This is a genomic window from Marixanthomonas spongiae, from assembly GCF_003095375.1.
Classification (GTDB): domain Bacteria; phylum Bacteroidota; class Bacteroidia; order Flavobacteriales; family Flavobacteriaceae; genus Marixanthomonas; species Marixanthomonas spongiae.
This window is the reverse complement of sequence record NZ_QEHR01000003.1, coordinates 259,925-279,625: the sequence shown is the minus strand read 5'-3', so window position 1 is coordinate 279,625 and position 19,701 is coordinate 259,925. Positions and strand designations below refer to the sequence as shown.

General features: G+C 39.3%; 21 protein-coding genes and 1 pseudogene. 8 read left to right on the top strand and 14 right to left on the bottom strand.

Annotated features, from left to right (window positions below; genetic code table 11):
• Window positions 1-90: 90 nt before the first annotated feature.
• The 7 genes from DDV96_RS05920 to DDV96_RS05890 all read right to left on the bottom strand — a co-directional run bounded on the left by DDV96_RS05920 (window position 91) and on the right by DDV96_RS05890 (window position 5,529).
• Entirely contained in the window at window positions 91-1,062 is a 972-nt protein-coding gene (locus DDV96_RS05920) for an NAD-dependent epimerase/dehydratase family protein (RefSeq protein ID WP_116693833.1), read from the bottom strand.
• The gene (locus tag DDV96_RS05915; RefSeq protein ID WP_116693832.1) at window positions 1,062-1,835 is read right to left on the bottom strand and encodes an SDR family NAD(P)-dependent oxidoreductase; all 774 of its coding nucleotides are present in this window, start codon (window positions 1,833-1,835) and stop codon (window positions 1,062-1,064) included. Before DDV96_RS05915 ends, DDV96_RS05920 begins: the two co-directional genes overlap by 1 nt.
• 440 nt (window positions 1,836-2,275) lie before the next feature.
• A complete protein-coding gene (locus DDV96_RS05910) occupies window positions 2,276-2,608 on the bottom strand; it encodes a hypothetical protein (protein ID WP_116693831.1) in 333 nt (110 codons plus the stop codon).
• 13 nt (window positions 2,609-2,621) lie between these two features.
• Entirely contained in the window at window positions 2,622-3,089 is a 468-nt protein-coding gene (locus DDV96_RS05905) for a hypothetical protein (RefSeq protein WP_116693830.1), read from the bottom strand.
• 14 nt (window positions 3,090-3,103) lie between these two features.
• Entirely contained in the window at window positions 3,104-3,793 is a 690-nt protein-coding gene (locus DDV96_RS05900) for a hypothetical protein (protein ID WP_116693829.1), read from the bottom strand.
• Window positions 3,794-4,076: 283 nt separating this feature from the next.
• Complete coding sequence (locus tag DDV96_RS05895; RefSeq protein WP_165805972.1) at window positions 4,077-4,787, bottom strand: leucine-rich repeat domain-containing protein; 711 nt, start codon at window positions 4,785-4,787, stop codon at window positions 4,077-4,079.
• Between the two features lie 97 nt (window positions 4,788-4,884).
• Entirely contained in the window at window positions 4,885-5,529 is a 645-nt protein-coding gene (locus DDV96_RS05890; protein ID WP_116693827.1) for an alpha/beta hydrolase, read from the bottom strand.
• 36 nt (window positions 5,530-5,565) lie between these two features.
• Between DDV96_RS05890 and DDV96_RS05885 the strand changes: the two genes are divergently transcribed.
• The 3 genes from DDV96_RS05885 to menD are packed head-to-tail and all read left to right on the top strand — an operon-like array spanning window position 5,566 to window position 8,770.
• Window positions 5,566-5,985: a hotdog fold thioesterase gene (locus DDV96_RS05885; RefSeq protein WP_116693826.1), complete on the top strand. Its 420-nt coding sequence runs from the start codon at window positions 5,566-5,568 to the stop codon at window positions 5,983-5,985.
• 6 nt (window positions 5,986-5,991) lie between these two features.
• Window positions 5,992-7,074, top strand: coding sequence for an isochorismate synthase (locus DDV96_RS05880; protein WP_116693825.1), 1,083 nt, complete (start codon window positions 5,992-5,994; stop codon window positions 7,072-7,074).
• 31 nt (window positions 7,075-7,105) lie between these two features.
• A complete protein-coding gene (gene menD, locus DDV96_RS05875) occupies window positions 7,106-8,770 on the top strand; it encodes a 2-succinyl-5-enolpyruvyl-6-hydroxy-3-cyclohexene-1-carboxylic-acid synthase (protein ID WP_116693824.1) in 1,665 nt (554 codons plus the stop codon).
• 5 nt (window positions 8,771-8,775) lie between these two features.
• Here menD and DDV96_RS05870 read toward each other — a convergent pair whose 3' ends face one another.
• Window positions 8,776-9,189 (bottom strand): hypothetical protein, encoded by a 414-nt coding sequence (locus tag DDV96_RS05870; RefSeq protein ID WP_116693823.1) that lies wholly within the window; start codon window positions 9,187-9,189, stop codon window positions 8,776-8,778.
• An 88-nt stretch (window positions 9,190-9,277) separates the two neighbouring features.
• Here DDV96_RS05870 and DDV96_RS05865 point away from each other — a divergent pair, with 88 nt between their 5' ends.
• Window positions 9,278-10,114 (top strand): CvfB family protein, encoded by an 837-nt coding sequence (locus DDV96_RS05865; RefSeq protein WP_116693934.1) that lies wholly within the window; start codon window positions 9,278-9,280, stop codon window positions 10,112-10,114.
• A gap of 122 nt (window positions 10,115-10,236) precedes the next feature.
• Here DDV96_RS05865 and DDV96_RS05860 read toward each other — a convergent pair whose 3' ends face one another.
• Both DDV96_RS05860 and DDV96_RS05855 read right to left on the bottom strand, forming a co-directional pair.
• Window positions 10,237-10,800, bottom strand: a complete 564-nt coding sequence (locus DDV96_RS05860; protein ID WP_116693822.1) for a hypothetical protein — start codon at window positions 10,798-10,800, stop codon at window positions 10,237-10,239.
• A 30-nt stretch (window positions 10,801-10,830) separates the two neighbouring features.
• Window positions 10,831-11,952: a C1 family peptidase gene (locus tag DDV96_RS05855; RefSeq protein ID WP_116693821.1), complete on the bottom strand. Its 1,122-nt coding sequence runs from the start codon at window positions 11,950-11,952 to the stop codon at window positions 10,831-10,833.
• A 274-nt stretch (window positions 11,953-12,226) separates the two neighbouring features.
• Between DDV96_RS05855 and DDV96_RS05850 the strand changes: the two genes are divergently transcribed.
• The 3 genes from DDV96_RS05850 to DDV96_RS05840 are packed head-to-tail and all read left to right on the top strand — an operon-like array spanning window position 12,227 to window position 14,679.
• Entirely contained in the window at window positions 12,227-13,066 is an 840-nt protein-coding gene (locus DDV96_RS05850) for a 1,4-dihydroxy-2-naphthoyl-CoA synthase (RefSeq protein WP_116693820.1), read from the top strand.
• 57 nt (window positions 13,067-13,123) lie between these two features.
• Complete coding sequence (locus DDV96_RS05845; protein ID WP_116693819.1) at window positions 13,124-13,858, top strand: LuxR C-terminal-related transcriptional regulator; 735 nt, start codon at window positions 13,124-13,126, stop codon at window positions 13,856-13,858.
• 17 nt (window positions 13,859-13,875) lie between these two features.
• Window positions 13,876-14,679 (top strand): alpha/beta fold hydrolase, encoded by an 804-nt coding sequence (locus DDV96_RS05840; protein ID WP_116693818.1) that lies wholly within the window; start codon window positions 13,876-13,878, stop codon window positions 14,677-14,679.
• Here the strand turns inward: DDV96_RS05840 and DDV96_RS05835 are convergent.
• Window positions 14,656-16,329: a hypothetical protein gene (locus DDV96_RS05835; protein ID WP_116693817.1), complete on the bottom strand. Its 1,674-nt coding sequence runs from the start codon at window positions 16,327-16,329 to the stop codon at window positions 14,656-14,658. The two genes, DDV96_RS05840 and DDV96_RS05835, sit on opposite strands and share 24 nt — an antisense overlap.
• 129 nt (window positions 16,330-16,458) lie before the next feature.
• Between DDV96_RS05835 and DDV96_RS05830 the strand changes: the two are divergent.
• Window positions 16,459-16,581 (top strand): annotated as a pseudogene (locus DDV96_RS05830) (1,4-dihydroxy-2-naphthoyl-CoA synthase); the annotation flags it as partial.
• 3 nt (window positions 16,582-16,584) lie between these two features.
• On the opposite strand, the gene DDV96_RS05825 reads toward DDV96_RS05830, so the two are convergent.
• The 3 genes from DDV96_RS05825 to DDV96_RS05815 form a co-directional block, all read right to left on the bottom strand.
• Window positions 16,585-17,556 carry a sterol desaturase family protein gene (locus DDV96_RS05825; protein ID WP_116693816.1) on the bottom strand — a complete coding sequence of 324 codons (972 nt, stop codon included), beginning with the start codon at window positions 17,554-17,556 and terminating at the stop codon, window positions 16,585-16,587.
• 107 nt (window positions 17,557-17,663) lie between these two features.
• Complete coding sequence (locus DDV96_RS05820; protein WP_240607681.1) at window positions 17,664-18,560, bottom strand: M14 family metallopeptidase; 897 nt, start codon at window positions 18,558-18,560, stop codon at window positions 17,664-17,666.
• An 88-nt stretch (window positions 18,561-18,648) separates the two neighbouring features.
• Window positions 18,649-19,701: an ATP-grasp domain-containing protein gene (locus tag DDV96_RS05815; RefSeq protein WP_116693814.1), complete on the bottom strand. Its 1,053-nt coding sequence runs from the start codon at window positions 19,699-19,701 to the stop codon at window positions 18,649-18,651.

The following is a 19,701-nucleotide window of genomic DNA, read 5'->3' as shown; positions in this document are numbered from 1 at the left end:
GGTGTTTTTTAACGCATCAACTTTGAAAGGTTTAAGCACTAATACCGGTTTTTTTTCTTGTGTTCAATTCCCAATCCCAATGAGACCGCTTTAACCATTGGATTGTTTTTTAAAAAAAGTGACGGCATCGAGTATAGCAGTATCGATTTTGGCGTAATGAAGGTTTAACTTCTTTTTTGACTTCTCATTGGAGTAATAATTGTTGATACAGAGTGTCTTCATGTTTGTGGAACTAATACTGGTTTTTATATTGCAATACCTTAAAAAATCCCCTAAATACCCCAATGAAATTAAAATTGTTTTTGGTATTTTAATAAGTACCGGTTTTTGGCCTGCTATTGAATTCAATTTTGTGAAAAATGCTTTATAAGTAAGGTTTTCATTTGCAATTAAATAGTTATTGTCTTTAACCCTTAATTCTATACTATTTATTATCCCTTGGGATACATCTTTTACATGAACAAAATTTTTCCCGCCGGGCGGAAAAAACAGCAGCTTTTTCCTCAAACCAAATAAAATTATTTTACCTGAACTTGGTTTGTTGTCATAAGCTCCTAACATAAAAGTTGGGTGTATAACAATTATATTCATTTTGTCTTGTTGAGATAAAAGATAATTCTCTGCTTCTAATTTACTTTTGGCATACAATGATTTTGTGAAAGGTTCACGAATAGGTGAATTTTCATCTCCGGGATTTTTAAGGGAACCAAAGCCCACTGTATTGGCCGTGCTTACAAAGATGAATTTTTTAACACCACATTCTACACTGTTTAAAAATAAATGTTTGGTAGCCTCAAAGTTGATTGTTCGATAAGCTGTGTATTTCATTAGATTTTGGCTGGTTTCAGCTGCTGTATGAACAAAAACATCAATTCCCAATAAATGAGGGGTAAGGTCATCGTTCAGGTTTCCTTGTATCAGTTCAAGATTGGGGTGCGTAATCCCTTTATACGCATTTTTGTTCCGAAGTATTGCTTTTACCCGATATCCTTTCTGCAATAGATCGATTGCCAAATTACCTCCAAGTAATCCTGTTATACCTGTAATAAATATGTTTTTCATTATTGGATTTCACGTTTCATAGTACTTGTTAGTATAGAGCATGTTATCCTTGTGGGTACTATTTGTAACAATAACCAGCTTAACGGGTTTACCAATATGACTTTTTTTCTTTTAAAGATGTTGTCAATGGATTTTTTGGCAACTTTCGCAGAATCTGAATAAGCTAACCTGCCAAATAAGCTTTGTTTTTTATTTCTCACAAATACATCTTCGTTTGTAACCATGGGGCCAGGGTTTACGACACTTACAAAAACATTTGTGTCTTTTAATTCCTGACACAATCCTATAGAAAAAGAATAAATAAAAGACTTTGTTGCAGGGTATATTGTCTTGTAACCTATTGGACTATAGGCCGCCAAGCTTGATACGTTTAAAACATATCCTTCTGGTTGCTTAAAAAGGTTTGGTAATAGTTGTCTCGTTAAAACAGTTGTTGCCAAAATATTGATTTGAACCATTTTTATGATATATGTTGAATCTACATCCGTAAACTTTCTTGACCCCCCAATTCCTACATTGTTTATTAAAATAAATACATTGAATTGTTTGTTGATTTTTTCGGCGACAGAGATTACATTTTGGGTATTCGAAAGATCTGTTTCTAAGCAATGAACATCAATACCATATTCAGAAGCCATTTTTTTGCCAAAACTTACAAGGCTTTCATTAGGCAAACTTATCAATATCAAGTTTATCTGTCGCTGAGCTAATTCACCGGCAAATGACTTTCCTAAACCCCGACTTGATCCAGTTACAACTGCATATTGTTTCATACTCTATTTAAATTTTATGTCTTGTCTTGAATCTGTTAATCATGTAAGGGCTAAAACTTTTTATTTATAAATATCGAATAAATAACGACAAATCAATTCAACTTATCAAAAAAATAATATTTAATTACTATAATTTACCATAATTAGTTGTTGTTTATTTAATATTTTAACATTAAATATACTTAGCAAATAACAAAATAGACTTTCTTTTACTAAACATATTAGGTTCAGCACCGGGACGGGTAATTCCCAGAATAAATATTGGTTTATGGAGAACAAGAACCTATGGTTAATTGTCCAGGTCAAGCGCGTTTTGGAGAAGAAAACCAATTGAACGCACGAAATGAATTTGAAATTATTTTGTACTACCTGTAATACGGAAATTTAAAAAAGATAAAACCCGCAATTTGAAAAGATATCGCTTTTTTTGGCGGTCGTATTTAAATCAATACAAAACCAATAGCGGTGTTAACAGTATCTTTCACAACATCCAGAGCTGCGTTTATAGCTTGCTCTACAGCAAGGATGCCCAAACCTTCAATGGTAAGCAGCACGATTTTTACACTGCTTTTGTGGATGTCCAGATACAGTTTGGCTTGCTCCTCGGTTATTTTGTTCTCGGCCCGCAACCTGATGATAAGCTGTAGGTTTTCCGATAGGTTTTTAAATTCTTGCTCGGCATAGGGTTTTACATCTTCCCAATTAGCTTCCATCACGCCTTTTGCAGCGGCGAGCATATTTTTAAAGACTTCCTGAACATCTATTGTTGCCATGGGTTTTTGATTTTTAAGGGTTCTCGTTTCCTCTTTTTAGGGCGAGTTGCAGTTTGGCAATCGCTGTAAATGCCGTGTTGAATGAGCTTAAGGGCGGGGTGATCGCTTCGGCCGACTGAAACCCTATTTTATGCGCTTTTTCAAGGTTGTCGAAGATAGACGCCAGTTCATTAACCTGTTGTTGCACGATGCTGTTCTTTTCTATAGCACCGGTTCTTATTTTTAGGGTGTTTAGTGCTATTTGTGCCTTATCAAAAAAACCAGTGTAATCGTCGTAGTTTGCAGTACCGTCTTCATCGTTTAGGTCTCTTTTCAGGGTAACAAAATAGGTGGCGGTGCGCTGTTGCAGGTCGTGCAGCGCTTGGTCGGTTAGCTCGTCGTAATCTGAGATAAGCTTTACCGTGATACAGCTATTGAAAAAAAAGACGGCTGTAAGCAACAGCATTGATACAAACGTAGCTTTAGAAGAAAACAATTTCATGTGGTCTATGGTTTTTAAGGTTGTTCCACCCGGCTTAGGGAATGCCCTTCGCTGCTGAATATCGCTGGATCAACGGTTTCAGAAAGGTTTTCGACGCGCAGCACTACATCGGCGCGGCCAGTTTTGCTGGTCAAATGCATGAGCAAAGGCAAGCCTTCTACTCCAAATTGATCAAATAATTCAACTGCTTCAGTGTCTTTTCCCGCCCCGACCGATTGATAGGCCAGTACGCTTCCCATATGGAGTTCTATAGCTTCTGGAAGCCACAAACTTGCGGAATATGCTTCATTTTCTGCCAAGACTTCACGGGTTTGATGGCCTTCTATTTCCTTGGTCTTTCCGGTATAGTTCAATGTAGTGCGGGGTCCCGTACCATAATCGCGCATTGCCACGTCCATTGCTGGCCAATATGTTGAGTTCATCGGCAAGATGTAGCCGCCTTTTTTACCCTTATGGTCAAACAAACCGGTAATAGTGGAATCTTTTGAATTGAAAACAAGCCGCAAATCGGGCTGGTTTCTTTTAGTGTGGATTACAAGCGCCGTTTTGGTTTTTCCGAACGTATAGGAAAGCGTATCACTGCGTTGGTTTTCATTTTTATAATGTAGCGAAATAATCAGGTCAAAACTTCCAGTAAAAGATTGTGCTTTTATAGTTGTAGAAGCACAAAAAATCAAAATACAGAAAAAAGCACCTAACTTCATACCAAGCGTTTAACCTTTAAATATAGTGCTTTTTATTGGGTTTTAGATAGTAGGTAGTGTCATAAAACCCTTACAGGTAATGTGTTAACTGAGCAAAAAAAGAACGGCCCTTAGTAGAGAGCCGTTCAAACCAAATAAATCAATTAGCAACTAAACTAATTAATCTTTGCAATAGTACTCATTAAATATTCTTTAACAAAGTGCTTTAACGATATTTTCTGATTTTTACCGATATGCTTTTTGCACATTATTCCGAAAATTCGTGTTAAAAAAACAACTGTGTTTATTCATCTTCATTTTTTTCAATGGCAATGATACTGTTGGCTGGCGACGTTAAAGCAGTTTTTTGGTTAAGGTCCAGTCCAGCCCCAGAATTAGACAACAACACTATGGAAAAAAGTTCAGGGTTCGAAAAATTATTCTCCGCAACCATAAACTCTTTTATGTTGTCGTTTTGGGCCAAATCGGTTGGTAATTCTCCGGTCAGGTTATTGTCAAATACATTAAAGATTTCTAAATTTTTTAATTTCTTTACCGTTGTTGGTACCGTTCCTGACAATTTATTGCTACTGAGGTGCAACTGCTGTAATTTGTTGAGTTCGCCAATGCTGCTTGGTATCGAGCCTCTTAAATTGTTGCCGTTAAAGGCCAGTATGTTCAGGTTTTTAAGATTTCCGATAGTAGCAGGCAGTTCACCGGATATGTTATTGAACGAAAGTTCTAAGGTTTTAAGATTGGCAAGGTCTCCTATGGAAGCCGGGATCGTTCCTTCAACATTGTTAAAGAGCAACGTAATGCCGGTTACCTTTTTGTCTTCTACTGTTACGCCTTTCCAAGCTGAAACCGGTTGGTCCAATTGCCACGTATGGTGCCATTTTTCGCCATTGGTGGCATGGTAAAAGTCGATAAGGGCTTGTTTTTCTTGGGTGCTCACTTGCGCAAAAAGTGCAGTACAAAAGACCGCAAAAAATAGGGTAAGTAATGGTTTTTTCATAATTCGGGGCATTGAAATTCTTACAAAACAGTATAAATAAACCACATTTTTTGCTTAAGTACAAAAAAAATCGATGAAATGCACTATTTTTTTGAATTCACGATATAGCCAGTTGTTGGAGAAAAGCCGTGTTCATTTCGTGAATGCCTTCAAAAACCGTAACCTGCAACCGGTTCCCGAACAGAGCATCTCCTTTTAGCTGTTCTTCGGTTTTGCGTGCTTCGGTAATATACGGGTCTTTGTTTCCGTAGAGATAGGTGACCTTGGTTTCAGGTTTCAGAAAAGAAAAATCCTTTGGTTTCAATTCTTTTGGGATGCCTCCAGAATGAAGCACCAAATGGTCACAAATTATGTTGCGGCTGGCCAACCACCGTGTGGCAATGGAAACCCCTTGTGAATAGCCCAATACGATAAAGTTGGTCATCACTGTTGGTTTTTCAGCTTCCCAAACCGCATCGATATAGGCTAATACGTTTTTGGTTTCTTGCTTGGTATTTTCCTTGGTGAGCCAGGACGCACCCACGTGTTTAAAGTCGTTTCCTTGGTAGTATTTAGAAGGAGCTTGGGGTACGATAATGTAATTTTCTTCGGGATTTAAGTGTCTAAAATACCTGGCAAAATAGCGACTTAAATATCCTAATCCATGAAATGCTATCCAAATGTTTTTTGTTTTAGGAGTAAGGGTGTTTACAGTGGTGTAGGTGTTTGTTGAAGTATAGGAAACCGTTTTTTCGTTGGCCATTTGTATTTTGTATTTTTACAAAGTTAAAAGAAACAGATGAAGTACACCAAAGAAGAAGTTTTGGCAGGTTGCAAAAAAATGTGCCAAAACACCCTTATGCAAACCTTGGAAATCGAGTTTATCGATGTTACCGAAGATACATTAATAGCCAAAATGCCCGTAACGCCAAAAGTGCACCAGCCAGACGGCGTATTGCATGGCGGGGCATCGGTGGCATTGGCCGAAAGCGTAGGCAGTGCCGCAGCATTTATCTTTATGGATGCCGAAAAAGTAACGATACGCGGAATTGAGATTGCCGCAAACCACGTTAAAAGCGTACGCGAAGGCTTTGTGTATGCCCACGCGAAAGTGTTGCACCAAGGCCGTACCACACAGCTTTGGCAGATTAAGATCGTCAATGAGGAAGGGCAATTGGTTTCCTTGGTAAAATTGACTACCTTAAGCCTTGAAAACTAACCAAAAATGAACTTAAAAATAATACTTCAACAACTAACCGAACATTACAAACAGAAAAAACCCTTTGTGCTTTACGCGCACCCTGAAGGCGATACGGTTGAGGTATTGCTTCAAGAAAACACGGTAAAATACACTTCGGAAAAATTTGATGAACAAGGTATTGTCATGGCGCCATTTAAATATGAAGGCCAAACAATATGTATTCCTTTTAAAGCGTCTCAACAACTATCCTGTGATCTTTCAGAAGCTTTTCAAAACCAAGGGAAAATAAAGCCCAAGACCGTAGAACTCGACTCCAAAACAATAGAAAAGGAAGAGCACATGCGGCTCGTTTCAAAAGCACTTAAGGCCATTAACCGAAAGCACATCCACAAGGTTGTTGTTTCACGGAAAAAGGAAGTGCCTATAGAACATATCGATTTCTCAAGTCTTGTGCCCCGGTTATTGCGGTTGTACCCAACGGCTTTTCGCTATGTTTGGTATCATCCTGAAACCGGTTTGTGGTGCGGCGCCACGCCCGAAGTGCTTTTGGTTACCCAAGGCGGTTCTTTTACTACCATGGCCTTGGCAGGAACCAAGAACATAGCAGACCAAGCCGAACCAGACTGGACACCCAAGGAACTGAACGAACAACAGGTAGTGACCGATGTGATGAGCAATTGCCTGCAAAAAGTGACGTCGGTATTGCGGGTCTCAAAACCTTATACCCACGAAGCAGGATCGCTTGCGCACTTGCGAACCGACATTACCGGAATGTTGAAAAACAAAAAAACCACCTTGACCACCATTACTGCCGCTTTGCACCCAACCCCAGCGGTTTGTGGCACGCCTTTAAAAGAGGCCACCGACTTTATTGTCGATAACGAAGGCTATGATCGGGAATATTACACGGGGTTTATAGGCTCCATAAACGATAAGGATTCCAGGTCGTGCCTGTATGTCAACCTTCGTTGTATGAAACTTGAAGACGACAAAGCGTATCTATATGTAGGAGGCGGGATTACCTTCGATTCACAGCCGGAAGACGAATGGGAAGAAACCCAAAACAAATTGCAAACTATGTTGCAGGTACTGCAACCAATGCTTTAAAATTGACACGGCAGTTTGTACCTTTGCAACAATGAACTATTCTGCAAAACACCTCTCGCAAACCCTTACCCAATTGTGCCTTTTAAAAGGGATAGACCACATTGTGATCTCCCCAGGTTCACGAAACGCGCCGTTGACCATTGGCTTTACCGAAAATCCCAGTTTCAACTGCTTTAGCATTGTCGATGAGCGCTGTGCTGCTTTTTTTGCTATGGGAATGGCACAGCAAACCAAAAAACCCGTGGCTTTGGTATGCTCTTCCGGTTCGGCATTGCTGAATTATTTCCCGGCAGTGGCCGAAGCGTTTTACAGCGATATCCCCTTGGTTGTCCTTTCGGCCGATCGTCCACCAGAATTGCTCGAAATAGGGGACGGGCAAACCATACAACAAGAAGAAGTGTATGGAAAGCATATTCTTTATAACGCGAATTGCAAAGAAGGGACCGAACACCAAACTTTTAATGAAACCGAAATAAACATTGCGTTGAACACAGCATTCGAGCTGCAAGGCCCGGTGCACGTAAACTTACCTTTTTCTGAACCGTTGTATAACACCTTAGATACATTGGAAGTTCATCCGCAGCACGTTCCAGCGAGAGTTATTGCTGAAGAAAGTCCCGAAAATTTAAATGAATTTGCCAAAACGTGGAACAACAACACTAAAAAAATGGTTTTGGTGGGCGTCTTGCCGCCAAACAGCATTGAAGAACAGTACATCAAAGCTTTGGCAAAAGACGAAAGTGTTTTGGTGTTGACCGAAACAACGTCCAACCTGCATCACGAAAATTTCATTCCGGCTATCGACCAGCTCATTACCGCTTTGGACGAAGACGGTTTTAAAGCCTTGCGACCAGATATTTTACTTACGTTTGGCGGGATGGTGGTTTCCAAGCGCATTAAAAAGTTTTTACGAAGCTATAAACCAAAAGCACATTGGCACGTGGATGTTAAAAAGGCATACGATACCTATTTTTCTTTGAGTGCGCACATAAAAACAACCCCCAATACATTTTTACAATCGTTCATGCCCAAAACCCACACGGTGGCGAGCACCTATCAACGCGATTGGCTTGCTGTTAAAAACAAACGCACGGCCTTGCACAAAGAGTATGTTGCCACAGCACCGTATTCAGATTTCAAGGTGTATTCCGAAATTTTAAAAGCCTTGCCCAATCCTCTTCAATTGCAAGTGGCCAACAGTGCAGCGATACGGTATGCACAATTGTTCGATATCCCAACGTCCGTACACGTGTTTTGCAATCGTGGCACCAGTGGTATTGACGGAAGCGTGAGCACGGCCGTAGGGGCAGCGTATGCTTCAAAACTGTCTACGGTGTTGATAACGGGCGATTTGAGTTTCTTTTACGACAGCAATGGGTTGTGGAACGATTATATTCCAAAGGATTTCAAAATTATCTTGATCAATAATAGTGGCGGTGGCATTTTTAGGATTTTGCCGAATGCAAAGAATACCCAGCATTTTGAACGCTTTTTTGAAACACAGCACCAACTTTCAGCAAAACAATTGGCCATGATGTATCAGTTTGATTATACTCCGGTTACTGATGAAGTTGCGTTGAAAGAACAATTGAATGTGTTTCTTTCTTCTTCTGAAAAACCCAAAATCTTGGAAGTGTTCACTCCTGCTGAAGTAAATGACCGGGTCTTACTGGATTATTTTAAGTTTATTGCGTGATATTTTCAAGCATCTAACAGTTCCCTAGCCCAGTTGTATGCTTCGGTAAGGTTTGAAAAGGAGGCGAAAGGCTTGTTGAAGAATTTGGCTTCCATTTCGGCGTTTTTTTTTCCTATTTCGGACTCGTAAACAACGGCCAACCCTTTGAGGGTAGGTATTTTTTCTAAATATCGGTAATCTTGGGGGTTTAGGGAATACGAATTCAACCGGTTCGAAATATACACCCAAGAAGAGGCGCGCAAATAATTTAAACCGCTTATAAGAAGCGAAAAAGCCGTTTTGTATGAAAGGGTTACACCTTCTTTTGCTTCAACTACAGCAACATCGTCATAAAAATACACCGTGGCAATCTTGCTTTTTAGCACGTCTTTCAACACGGCACTTTCTGGCAATTGGTGGTGAGGAGGGGTTGGTTTCATGCCACGTGAAGATACTGAATTAATTAAAAAGGGTAAAAATTTTTTTTCTGATATTTCAATGAATGCTTATTGTAGTACCTTTGCAACTATGATCAATATAGGACAATACCAAACACTCACCATTTTAAGGGAAACCGACCCCGGTTTATTTTTAGGAGATGGTGAAAAAGAACAAAATGAAATTTTATTGCCGCACAAGTACAAGCCCGAAACGTACGAAATAGGGGATAAAATTGAAGTATTTGTCTATCTGGACAATGAAGAACGTCCCATTGCAACCACTCTCGAACCCTACGTTACATTAAACGAATTTGCCTACCTGCAATGCAGCGATGTAACCAAATACGGCGCTTTTATGGATTGGGGACTCGAAAAACAGTTGTTTGTGCCTTTTAAGGAGCAAGCAAGACCCATGACCGCAGGAAATTGGTACATCATTTATTTGTATCTGGATGAAAAGACCGACCGCTTGGTGGGTTCTAGTAAAACCAACTGTTTTGTTGACAACAGTACCGTGACCGTTGAAAAATATGAAAAGGTCGATATTTTAGTAACGCACCTTACCGAAAAAGGCGCCAATGTAATTGTCAATGGCAAACACCACGGCCTTATTTATATTGATGATATTTTTGAAGACATCCGTACCGGTGATCGTTTAAAAGCCTATGTTAAAAAAGTGCGCGAAGACAATAAAATAGATATTGTTTTGCAAGCACCAGGCTACCGAAGCATTGAACCCAATGCCAACTACATTTTGGACGAGCTAAAAGCGGCCGGAGGTTTTTTGCCCCTACACGATAAAAGCGATCCCGAAACCATTAAAAACGAATTGGGCCTCAGCAAAAAAAGCTTTAAAAAAGCCATTGGCAGCCTGTACAAAGACAAACAGATTGTCATTAAAAGTGATGGGATAGAATTGGTTTGATAGTTGGGTACTAGACAAAAGTGACAATAGTAGCTTAGGGATGTTTGAGTGAGTTCGATAGACCGGCAGGAATCACGAATTTGAATTTTTCATACCTCACTGGCTTGACGAAAGAGTTCTTATTAATATTCCCGTACTTGAATCTGTATCGAACTTTTGTTCTCCTTGTTTTTATAAAGATTGATGCCCGATTGCCTGTAATACGGTGTATAGTAGTAAGGGTTCCCATATTGTGAGCCTCTGTAATAAGGATTCCCAAAGTAAGGCATGGTCTGGTTTTCATAAACCGAATTGTTTACCCGTGAATATTCATCATCGGCATAGACCTTAAACCGGTTGTTGCCGTTTAAGCCAGGTTGAGCAAACTGATTGTTAAGCCGTGCTGCAAAAGGATTGTCGCCAGTAGCTTTGGCATCAATAAAATTGTTGTTTTTAGTGGCCGCCGAAAACATATCGACAGGTTGCCAATAATCCTTCCCGGAAACAGCAACAGGAGCCAAGTTAGGAAGATAGGCTGGGAGGGCCCCAAATTGGTGCCGTTCACCAAATACTTTATAAGGCATCAATTCCAGCCCTTTTATTTCTACCGAAGGGGTTGCTTCAATGGAAATATACCGCGTGTCAAAATCACGTTGACCTATTCCGAATACTGGAAATAACAATAGTATGAAAACAAGTTTTTTCATCGGTACAAAATTAGCAAATTTTAAGCCAAATTATAATGCTAATTTTTTTGAAGTGTTTTTCGGCACGGCATCTTTGTGTACCATAATGCTTATGGCCTTCAATTTCATATAGGCTTCGCTAAAGTAAACATATCCGCCATTGGCGTTTCGTTTTTCATCAGTCCCCCAACTGTTTTTCACTTTGTAGTATTTGGTGCCGTTTTGGTCGCGCACGATTCCGGTGATGTGCATTAAGTGGTCATCGGTGGTGTTGTAATTTTCAAATTCGGCTTGGCGGTAGGCTTGGGTAATGCTTCTTTCTGGATACACACCTTGCAATGCCTTAATGGTATTTTTTGAATCTTCAGGAATCACCGCTACTCCGTCTTTTGACGAAAAACTGCGTTCGCTCACATCGCAATCCAGCTCAACCGTAAAACCGTTTTCAAGAGCATGGACAATGGTTGCCATCATTTCATCTAATGGAACATTGTAAAAACTGCCGTTGCTCCAATTATCTGGGATGTTTAGGATGAATTTGGAATAAAACGGTGCGTGTGTAAATGAGGTAATGCTCGCATAATCATCAGGAATCAATTTCGTCATTTTCAAAAATGATTGTGGCGTATAGCTTTTACCCTCATACTGAAAGGTGGAAGGATTGCTCCCTAAATACACATCCAAAACGCTGGAAACCGCTTTTTTCCATTTTGGACTCAACTGCTGGGCGGGATTGTCGATATAGGTTTCGAGCATGGATTGCAATACGGTGACCAATTCGGCGTGGTTGTGTTTTTCTTCCGAAGCAATCAAACCGCTGTACGCTTCTTGCGGTACCAACCCATACGCACGAACCGAGTTGATTACGTCGTGTGCCAGCCCACCTTCGCTAAACTGCGCTTTGCCTTGGCGCATCACGAAATTTTCAGCCTTTTTGGGATAGGTATTTCGTACCGTGTACATTTCAGAAAGATCGATTTTTTTTCCGGTGAGCCTTATTATTTCAGACTCTAAAAAAGAGGAGGTGGAAAAGCTCCAGCAGGTACCGGTACGGCCTTGGCTTATCACAGGTGTAGTTTCCAGATCAATTTCCGTAGTAAACTTATAGGCCTCTTGAGCAGTTGTAGTTAATGTTGTTAAGAAAATTCCGAAGAAAAAAAGTAGCTTTTTCATAAGGTTAAAAAATGTTTGGTTTTGTCATGTTATTCATTGTTCGATACAATTAGTTAAATACTTCGTCTCACGAAATTTCGAAACTAATTGTGCATTTTTTAAGACCGTGCTATTTTTTTACTCGTTATTTTAAAAGCAATAGTTTGATCTATTTTTAGCTATTAAAAAATATATATCGAATGGATTATCAATTTAATCTCAAGTCTAATGTCTAATAGCTCATAGCTTAGTGGGACACGACTAAATTAGTATCTTTACCGTAAAAATATAAAATATGGACACACCCAACTGGAAAACAGCCAAAGAATATACCGATATCACCTATAAAAAGTGCAATGGCGTGGCACGGATCGCTTTTAACCGCCCCGATGTGCGCAATGCATTTCGACCCAAAACCACTTCCGAATTGCTGGACGCCTTCCACGATGCACAGGAAGATACCAGCATTGGCGCAGTGTTGTTGTCTGCCGAAGGACCTTCGTCTAAAGACGGGGTGTATAGCTTTTGCAGTGGCGGTGACCAAAAAGCCCGCGGACATCAAGGTTACGTGGGCGAGGACGGCTATCACCGGCTAAATATCCTGGAAGTTCAGCGACTCATCCGGTTTATGCCCAAAGCGGTTATCTGTGTGGTTCCCGGCTGGGCCGTGGGCGGTGGCCATAGCTTGCACGTGGTTTGCGATATGACGCTGGCCAGTAAAGAACACGCCATATTTAAACAAACCGATGCTGATGTAACCAGTTTCGACGGTGGTTACGGAAGTGCCTATCTCGCCAAAATGGTAGGACAGAAAAAAGCGCGCGAAATCTTTTTCCTTGGAAGAAATTACAGCGCACAGGAAGCGTTTGACATGGGAATGGTAAACGCTGTTATTCCTCACGATGAATTGGAACAAACTGCTTACGAATGGGCACAAGAAGTATTGGCAAAATCACCAACTTCCATAAAAATGCTTAAGTTTGCGATGAACCTTACCGACGACGGCATGGTTGGTCAACAAGTATTTGCTGGCGAAGCGACTAGGTTAGCGTATATGACTGAGGAAGCGAAAGAAGGCCGTGATGCATTTTTAGAAAAAAGAAAGCCTAATTTTGATAAAAAATGGTTGCCCTAAAATATTTTAAACCTACGTATTTGTTTTTTGGCTGTATACGCGCTAAACTCAAAATTTATGTTCAAATCCAGTAAAGAATTTGTTGAAGACATTCAGAAAACCTTCGGCTATTCCAAAATGGAAGCTCTCGATTTTACAAAGGTCAAAAATTTTCCTTTAAATGTAACGCAATGTTTGTATGTAATTGATTGGCAATCGAGTAGTGTAGTGTACCAACGAAACGTGGATAAAATTCTTGGCTATTCGGAAGAAGAATTCACTATGGAGAAAATCTTGGAAATTGCACACCCCAATGATATTCAAATTGTACGTAGGGCAACGCAAGCAATCGTAAACCATTTGGTTGAAAATAAAAAAATGTCCATGCGGGATACTTCCCTGAACATTACCTACAGATTTCGAAAGAAAGATGGTACGTATATAAAACTGTTGCGACAATCTTCGTTTTATTCTAGGACCCCCGAAGGAAAATTCAGGTCAAATATCTCATTGCTAACAGACATATCATTTTTTGATGATTCTGAAATCGTTCAATGGGATTTTATCACGCCTAAAGTTGATCAGGACGAACTGAAGAAGCGTGTATATGAAGAATTCTCATCCTTATTTACGGTAAGAGAGCTTGAGATAATTAAATTGCTGGCAATAAATCTTACTTCAAATCAAATAGCAGAAAAATTATTTATAAGTCCACATACCGTAATCACACACCGAAAGAATATGTTGCAAAAAGCACAGTGCTGCAATACAGCAGACCTGCTTACATTTTGCCATAAAATAGGGGTATTGTAAAAATTTTTTAATAAAAAATGGAGATTAAAAATTGTATTGTAAACAATCATCGCATAAGCTATCTAGAGGTTAATCCATCTAGTGAAAAAATAATTCTTTTTATCCACGGAAATTCTCTTTCTAAAGCCATTTTTACAAAACAACTGGAAAGCCAGCAGCTAAAGGCATTTAGAATGTTGGCGTTGGACTTGCCCGGACACGGTGATTCGCAGTGGTTGGAAACATACTCGGTACATCAGATTGTAGATGATCTTGCAACTTTTTGCAATCAATTAAAACTAAAAAACTATACAGTTGTTGGTCATTCTTTCGGTGGGCACATGGCCATTCAAGCGCTCCCTAAACTGAAAAACTGTTCAAGTATTTTTTTAATAGGTACGCCTCCTTTACAATTACCCTTAAATATTGAAGAAGCCTTTATGCCACATACCGCAATTCCGTTACTTTTTAAAAAAGAGTTGACAGAAGAAGATTTGGACATTTTTGCTACATCCTTAACGCATAAAGAGCATCAAGAATTTGTAAAAGAAAATCTTAAGAATACCGACCCACATTTTAGACAAAGCCTGTTGAAATCCATAAAACTGGGACAAATGCTAGATGAAGTGAAAATTTTGAGTGAGAGTGGCATATCCGTCAAGTTAGTTTTTGGGGAGGATGATGTGTTGGTCAATTTTGAGTATCTTAAAAAGCTCGAAAAAAATGATTTAATGAATTTTACTTTTCAGAAAGTAGAGGGTGCGATGCATCTTACTCATATAGAAAATATCAAATTTTCTGTCATTACTTTCAACCCATTATTCTCTGACCATAACAGCTGAACCACTACAGTAAATGGCTTGGTTTATTTCCTCACAATTAGGATTTGAGGTTTCTATGAAATTAAAATTATAACTACCTTCGAAGCGATTTTTTGCTTCATCAAAGTTAAGAGATAGGGATAGGGTTTCATTTAAAAGAGTGGAAACTTTTTCCATTGGATCACTACAGAACCAAGTATTGGTCTCACTGGCTTGCATATCAATAGAAAGCTCCAAACCATTAAATTCAATACTGTATGTTGCCTTCGGAATATTAAATTCAACAGTATCGTCTAAAACTGTAAATTTATTTCCATTACTAAACTCGAATAATATATATTCCCCAGGGCTTGCAAGTGTGCAATTTGAGGTCGTATAGGTCATTTTCCATATACCAGTAAGATCGATAGTACATTCTTCTACGCCTTCATTGGTTTTTTCAAAACAAAAATCAATTTCGGTATCATATAAAGTCAAATCAAACATATAGAAAAAAAGTACTGCTCCATTTTCAAGATTGCCAATAATCGAGAGTTTCTTGACCATTTTTTTGAAAGCAGCAGAGGTTGTGTTTAGATTAGAACATTCTGTAACGATCTTATATAAATTTTGGCTATTATCGAACATCAAAGTAAATATTTGGGTGAGCGCTTCACCTATGGTTATATCCCCATTATTGAGTTGTTGTATTATAAATGAAGCATATCCAACGAATAAATTGCCAATTTCAGCCCCACAAGCTAGGGAATTATAAACCCCTGCTAAGGATGTTGAAAAAATACCTATAAGCTTTGACGTAATATTATTTCCATTTATCCAAGCTGCATCTCCCTGCCAAGGGTCAGCACGTAATGAATATTGCTGTGTAGCGGTGGGTGTAGGAAATGAAATCTCTGTCGGTTGGAAAATATCGAAATTACCTTGTAAAAGGCTAAGAGTTGTATTCCAAGATATTAGTTCCTTGTTAATTCCGTTCAAGACATATGCGTCACCAACATTCTCTATATTTTCATCCGTGATTATTAAATTGTATGCTAAACTACTTTTTTTGTTTGTAATCGTAATATTGTCGCTGTTCGCAGAAAATATAAGCGGAAGTTTGTTGATTTCTAAATCCCTATTCAGAATAGTACCTTGAAAATCGTCGATTGCACTTAATACTTCATTATTTTCTAGAATATTTGTTTCTTGGTAGTTGTTTATATAGCTTATAATTATATTATGATAAGCTTCAAAACCTGGCATCATAGCGATTTCTTCAAAAGCCTCCTGTTTTGCTTGAGCCGATAAATGCATGGACCAGGGATGAAACATAGCTACTGTCTGCGCAGTTGTTTTAGAATCTATTGTAAATTCATCACCTTCTGCAGGATTTATATAGCGCATCATGATCAAGTTATCTTCATTATCAGTCACCAGAACTATTTCCATGCCATCATTGACGAAAACTTCTACTTCACCTTTTCCGTCTGTTATGGATTCACTTTCAGTAAAAAGAGAGGATAAAATTAGATTGTCTGTGTTCAAGGTAGAGTTTTGCGGAAGAATGATATTTATTGTTACCATTTTTGTATCGATTGATACTTCTTCATTGGTTTCATCTTGAATTGTATCATCTTCAGAGCATCCAATTATTGAAAAGAAGGCTAGAAGCAAAAATAACTTTCTCATAATGATTAGTTTGAAATCAAATCTATAGCAAATTGAAAATCAAAACAATACCTAGTGCTAGGTATTTTATGTATGGATTGATCTTACTTAAATTGAAAAAAAAATGAAATCTTAAAGGGTGTATTCTTTGGCTTACAGGTTTTTGCTGGAGAAGCCACACGTTTAGCGTATATGACAGAAGAAGCAAAAGAAGGCCGTGATGCTTTTTTAGAAAAACGCAAGCCTAATTTTGATAAAAAATGGTTGCCTTAAAAGTTAGGCAACCCGTAACTCTTTTTCCTTTTCCGCTTCTTTAATTTCCGCTTCCAGCTTTTCCTCAGCCATTTCTTTACGAATTTGCTTTACGGTCAAGGTACTTCCGTCATGGCTCCAACCGGGAGGGCCAAAAGTGTACATGAATTTGTGATACCAATTGCTGGACTTTTTCATATCCTGCCAAATGTTTTGGTATTCGTGCATTAAAATCACGTAAAGATTATAGGAATTTGGAGGAGTAGAAACACCGTACTGAATATCAACATCATCGTCCAATTCTTTCCAAGTGCCGAAAATCCTGTCAAAAACATTTAAAATGCCCCCGTGGTTTTTATCCATATATTCTATGTTGCAAGCGTGATGTACTTGGTGCATAGTATGGGTATTGACGAATTTTTCAAAAACTCCCAATTTTTTAATGTACTTGGTATGCAGCTGAAATTGCCATAATGCCTCGATTCCCAAACAAACCACTAACATTTCCGGAGGAAAGCCGATGATGACGATCCAAACATAGAAAAACGGTTTGTACAATATAGTAAACCAACCGTTTCTAACTGCGGTCCCCAAATTAAAATTATCGGAAGAGTGGTGCACAATATGCGCGGCCCATAAAAAGCGAACCATGTGGTTTTGCCTATGAAACCAATAGTAGGTGAAATCGTCCAACAGCATGCAGATAATCCAAACGTACCAAGCATAACTAAACGATTCCCAGCCCATGATGTTGGTGCGGACGCCATCGACCACTGGGTTGAATAAATCGTACGCAAAGTTAAAAACAAGGATTATGGAAACCGTTTTGATCAATGCTCCCAAAATAGCTGAACCAACGCCAAGGGACAAGCTTGAAATAAAATCCCTCCAGTTGTAGAGGTCTTTATCGTCAAAAACCTTACTGTACGATAGTTCTAAGGCGATAAAGCCTAAAAAGCACGGCACTCCATAAACCAACGGGTTTGTAAAATCCATTTTGTAATGTGTTGAAGTTAGTATTCAGAAAAAAGCTGAAGAGTGCAATATAAAGGTTATGTGCTCATTACAAAGGATTATCTATAATTTCTCAAGCAAAGAGCGTTTTAAACCTCTTTTACTACAAAAAAACCATCATTTCCCTGCTTTTGGTACAGCGGCATAAAAATATATGCATCCCAATCACTTTTAACGGGATTGCCATTTTGATGTGCCAATAATTCCCCTTTTTCTATGGGTTGGAAATTTTTATAGCCGGGTTCCATTTTAAAGGTGTCGTCATCGTCCAGACCGTGTCGGTATTCAATTTCAAAGGTTTTTTGGTATGCCTTTTGTTTCTGAAGAAAAGTAACTGATTTTGGAAATGTAGAAAGTGTTTCTAGATCCAAACCACACGCTTCTTGTAAAGCAATCCAGATGGTGCCTTCGTGATAGATGACAGAGTTGGGATCGTCGTGCTGCCCGGCTTCCAGTACAAATCCGGTTAAGCCCTGTCGGCTCATATAGCCATCGGTGGTGCCATCGACTATATCTGAGAACCCACGGATGATATACGTTGGGAAACGGTGCGCCCAACGGTCATTATCGTGAACATCCTGTACCGAAGCGTAGGGCAAACTATCTGATGAAGTGGTGTGGCAGTCCAAAAAATAGCGTTTATTAAATTCCGAAGCTGGGTATTCTTTTAAAACCTTGATAATCTCGAACATTTCCTTTTTTTCATGGGTATCGGTTACCTGTTCTTTTATGTTTTTTTGGGTCCACGTTCGGTTTAAATCTTCATCGATAAACCGTACTCCTTTATTGAGGGCTTTCTTATTGCCAGAAACGCCAACGAGGGTTCCCTTCATCTCAGGTTTGGATTTTGAAAGTTCATCAAACACATTCTGCAGTGCTATAATACCACTGGGCTCGTTGCCATGTATTCCTGCAGTTACAAATAGCAAAGCCTCTTTCTTGCCACTGCTGTATGTTCCTATTATCCTTGGGATGTCTTTTTTCAAAATAAATAATTTTTCAGTTTATAATGCATTTAATAAATTTTGTCTCACACCTGCTTGCCATCAGGCAGGTCTCATATCTCACATCTAATTAATCCATCGTCGCCAACACCCTGTTGGAAAGGCTGTTTTTATAAAGTTTGCGGTATTCAATTTTGCGTTCAATGGCTTTTATGGTGGTTTCGGTAAAGTTGGGCAGGCCAATATCTTCACAATAATCCAGTCCACCGGGGCTTAAAACGTTTATCTCAATCAACTTATCCTCCACGATGTCCAACCCTACGAAAAACAGGCCGTCGCGTATCAATTTTGGGGCGGCAATGTCAACGATGCGCTGCATGGCGTCGGTCAATTTTGCTTTTTCGGCTTTGGCGCCCAAGGCAAGGTTGCTCCTAAATTCGGTATCATCCTTATTTACCCTACGTATGACGGCTTTTTCACCATCTTCTTCCAAAATTTTCCCGTTCATTAAAATGACCCGCACATCGCCTTTTGAAACTTCTGGCAGAAACTCTTGGGCAATTACGTAGCCCTTTTCGCTAATGGTTTCAATAATTTGGTTGAGGTTTTTTTTGTCTTTGTCAATTAAATAAACATCTTGGCCACCAGAACCTTCCAAGGGTTTCAACACCATTTTTTTTCCATTGTCTTTCCAAAATTGCAACAAATCTTCTTTGCTACGGGTAATTAAACTGTTGGGCTTTATGGTGGAAGGCAGTTCTTCAAAATAGAGTTTGTCGATAAAGGCATGCGACATGGCGAAAGCATCGTTTAACACCAAGACGCCACTCTGTTGAATCATCCTGGCAAAGGCTATTCCGCTGTGTTCCGCCCAATGCCTATCATCGGTTTCTTCTGTGGGGTTGTTGCGAAGAAAGAGTACATCCAGATCCGAGCTGCTTATCACTTCATACGGTAAGGCTTCATCTTGAACGCGCTCCCAAAACTTTGTTACCGTTCGGGATTTTGGGGTTTTGGGCACTTTTTTGCACCGCAGGCTAATGGGTTTGTCGTGATGGAATATAAAATCGCCCACGCTCATCACATAAAGATCGTGATCCCGTTGCTGCGCTTGTTTCATTAATACTACCGAGGTGCCTATGGCTTCGGTTTCTATATCGCTAATTACAAAACATATCTTCAT

Bases quoted from the DNA above. Each gene is read 5' to 3' on its own strand.
- DDV96_RS05920 (WP_116693833.1), bottom strand. From the start codon at position 1,062: ATGAAAAACATATTTATTACAGGTATAACAGGATTACTTGGAGGTAAT.
- DDV96_RS05915 (WP_116693832.1), bottom strand. From the start codon at position 1,835: ATGAAACAATATGCAGTTGTAACTGGATCAAGTCGGGGTTTAGGAAAG.
- DDV96_RS05910 (WP_116693831.1), bottom strand. From the start codon at position 2,608: ATGGCAACAATAGATGTTCAGGAAGTCTTTAAAAATATGCTCGCCGCT.
- DDV96_RS05905 (WP_116693830.1), bottom strand. From the start codon at position 3,089: ATGAAATTGTTTTCTTCTAAAGCTACGTTTGTATCAATGCTGTTGCTT.
- DDV96_RS05900 (WP_116693829.1), bottom strand. From the start codon at position 3,793: ATGAAGTTAGGTGCTTTTTTCTGTATTTTGATTTTTTGTGCTTCTACA.
- DDV96_RS05895 (WP_165805972.1), bottom strand. From the start codon at position 4,787: ATGAAAAAACCATTACTTACCCTATTTTTTGCGGTCTTTTGTACTGCA.
- DDV96_RS05890 (WP_116693827.1), bottom strand. From the start codon at position 5,529: ATGGCCAACGAAAAAACGGTTTCCTATACTTCAACAAACACCTACACC.
- DDV96_RS05885 (WP_116693826.1), top strand. From the start codon at position 5,566: ATGAAGTACACCAAAGAAGAAGTTTTGGCAGGTTGCAAAAAAATGTGC.
- DDV96_RS05880 (WP_116693825.1), top strand. From the start codon at position 5,992: ATGAACTTAAAAATAATACTTCAACAACTAACCGAACATTACAAACAG.
- menD (WP_116693824.1), top strand. From the start codon at position 7,106: ATGAACTATTCTGCAAAACACCTCTCGCAAACCCTTACCCAATTGTGC.
- DDV96_RS05870 (WP_116693823.1), bottom strand. From the start codon at position 9,189: ATGAAACCAACCCCTCCTCACCACCAATTGCCAGAAAGTGCCGTGTTG.
- DDV96_RS05865 (WP_116693934.1), top strand. From the start codon at position 9,278: ATGATCAATATAGGACAATACCAAACACTCACCATTTTAAGGGAAACC.
- DDV96_RS05860 (WP_116693822.1), bottom strand. From the start codon at position 10,800: ATGAAAAAACTTGTTTTCATACTATTGTTATTTCCAGTATTCGGAATA.
- DDV96_RS05855 (WP_116693821.1), bottom strand. From the start codon at position 11,952: ATGAAAAAGCTACTTTTTTTCTTCGGAATTTTCTTAACAACATTAACT.
- DDV96_RS05850 (WP_116693820.1), top strand. From the start codon at position 12,227: ATGGACACACCCAACTGGAAAACAGCCAAAGAATATACCGATATCACC.
- DDV96_RS05845 (WP_116693819.1), top strand. From the start codon at position 13,124: ATGTTCAAATCCAGTAAAGAATTTGTTGAAGACATTCAGAAAACCTTC.
- DDV96_RS05840 (WP_116693818.1), top strand. From the start codon at position 13,876: ATGGAGATTAAAAATTGTATTGTAAACAATCATCGCATAAGCTATCTA.
- DDV96_RS05835 (WP_116693817.1), bottom strand. From the start codon at position 16,329: ATGAGAAAGTTATTTTTGCTTCTAGCCTTCTTTTCAATAATTGGATGC.
- DDV96_RS05825 (WP_116693816.1), bottom strand. From the start codon at position 17,556: ATGGATTTTACAAACCCGTTGGTTTATGGAGTGCCGTGCTTTTTAGGC.
- DDV96_RS05815 (WP_116693814.1), bottom strand. From the start codon at position 19,701: ATGAAGATATGTTTTGTAATTAGCGATATAGAAACCGAAGCCATAGGC.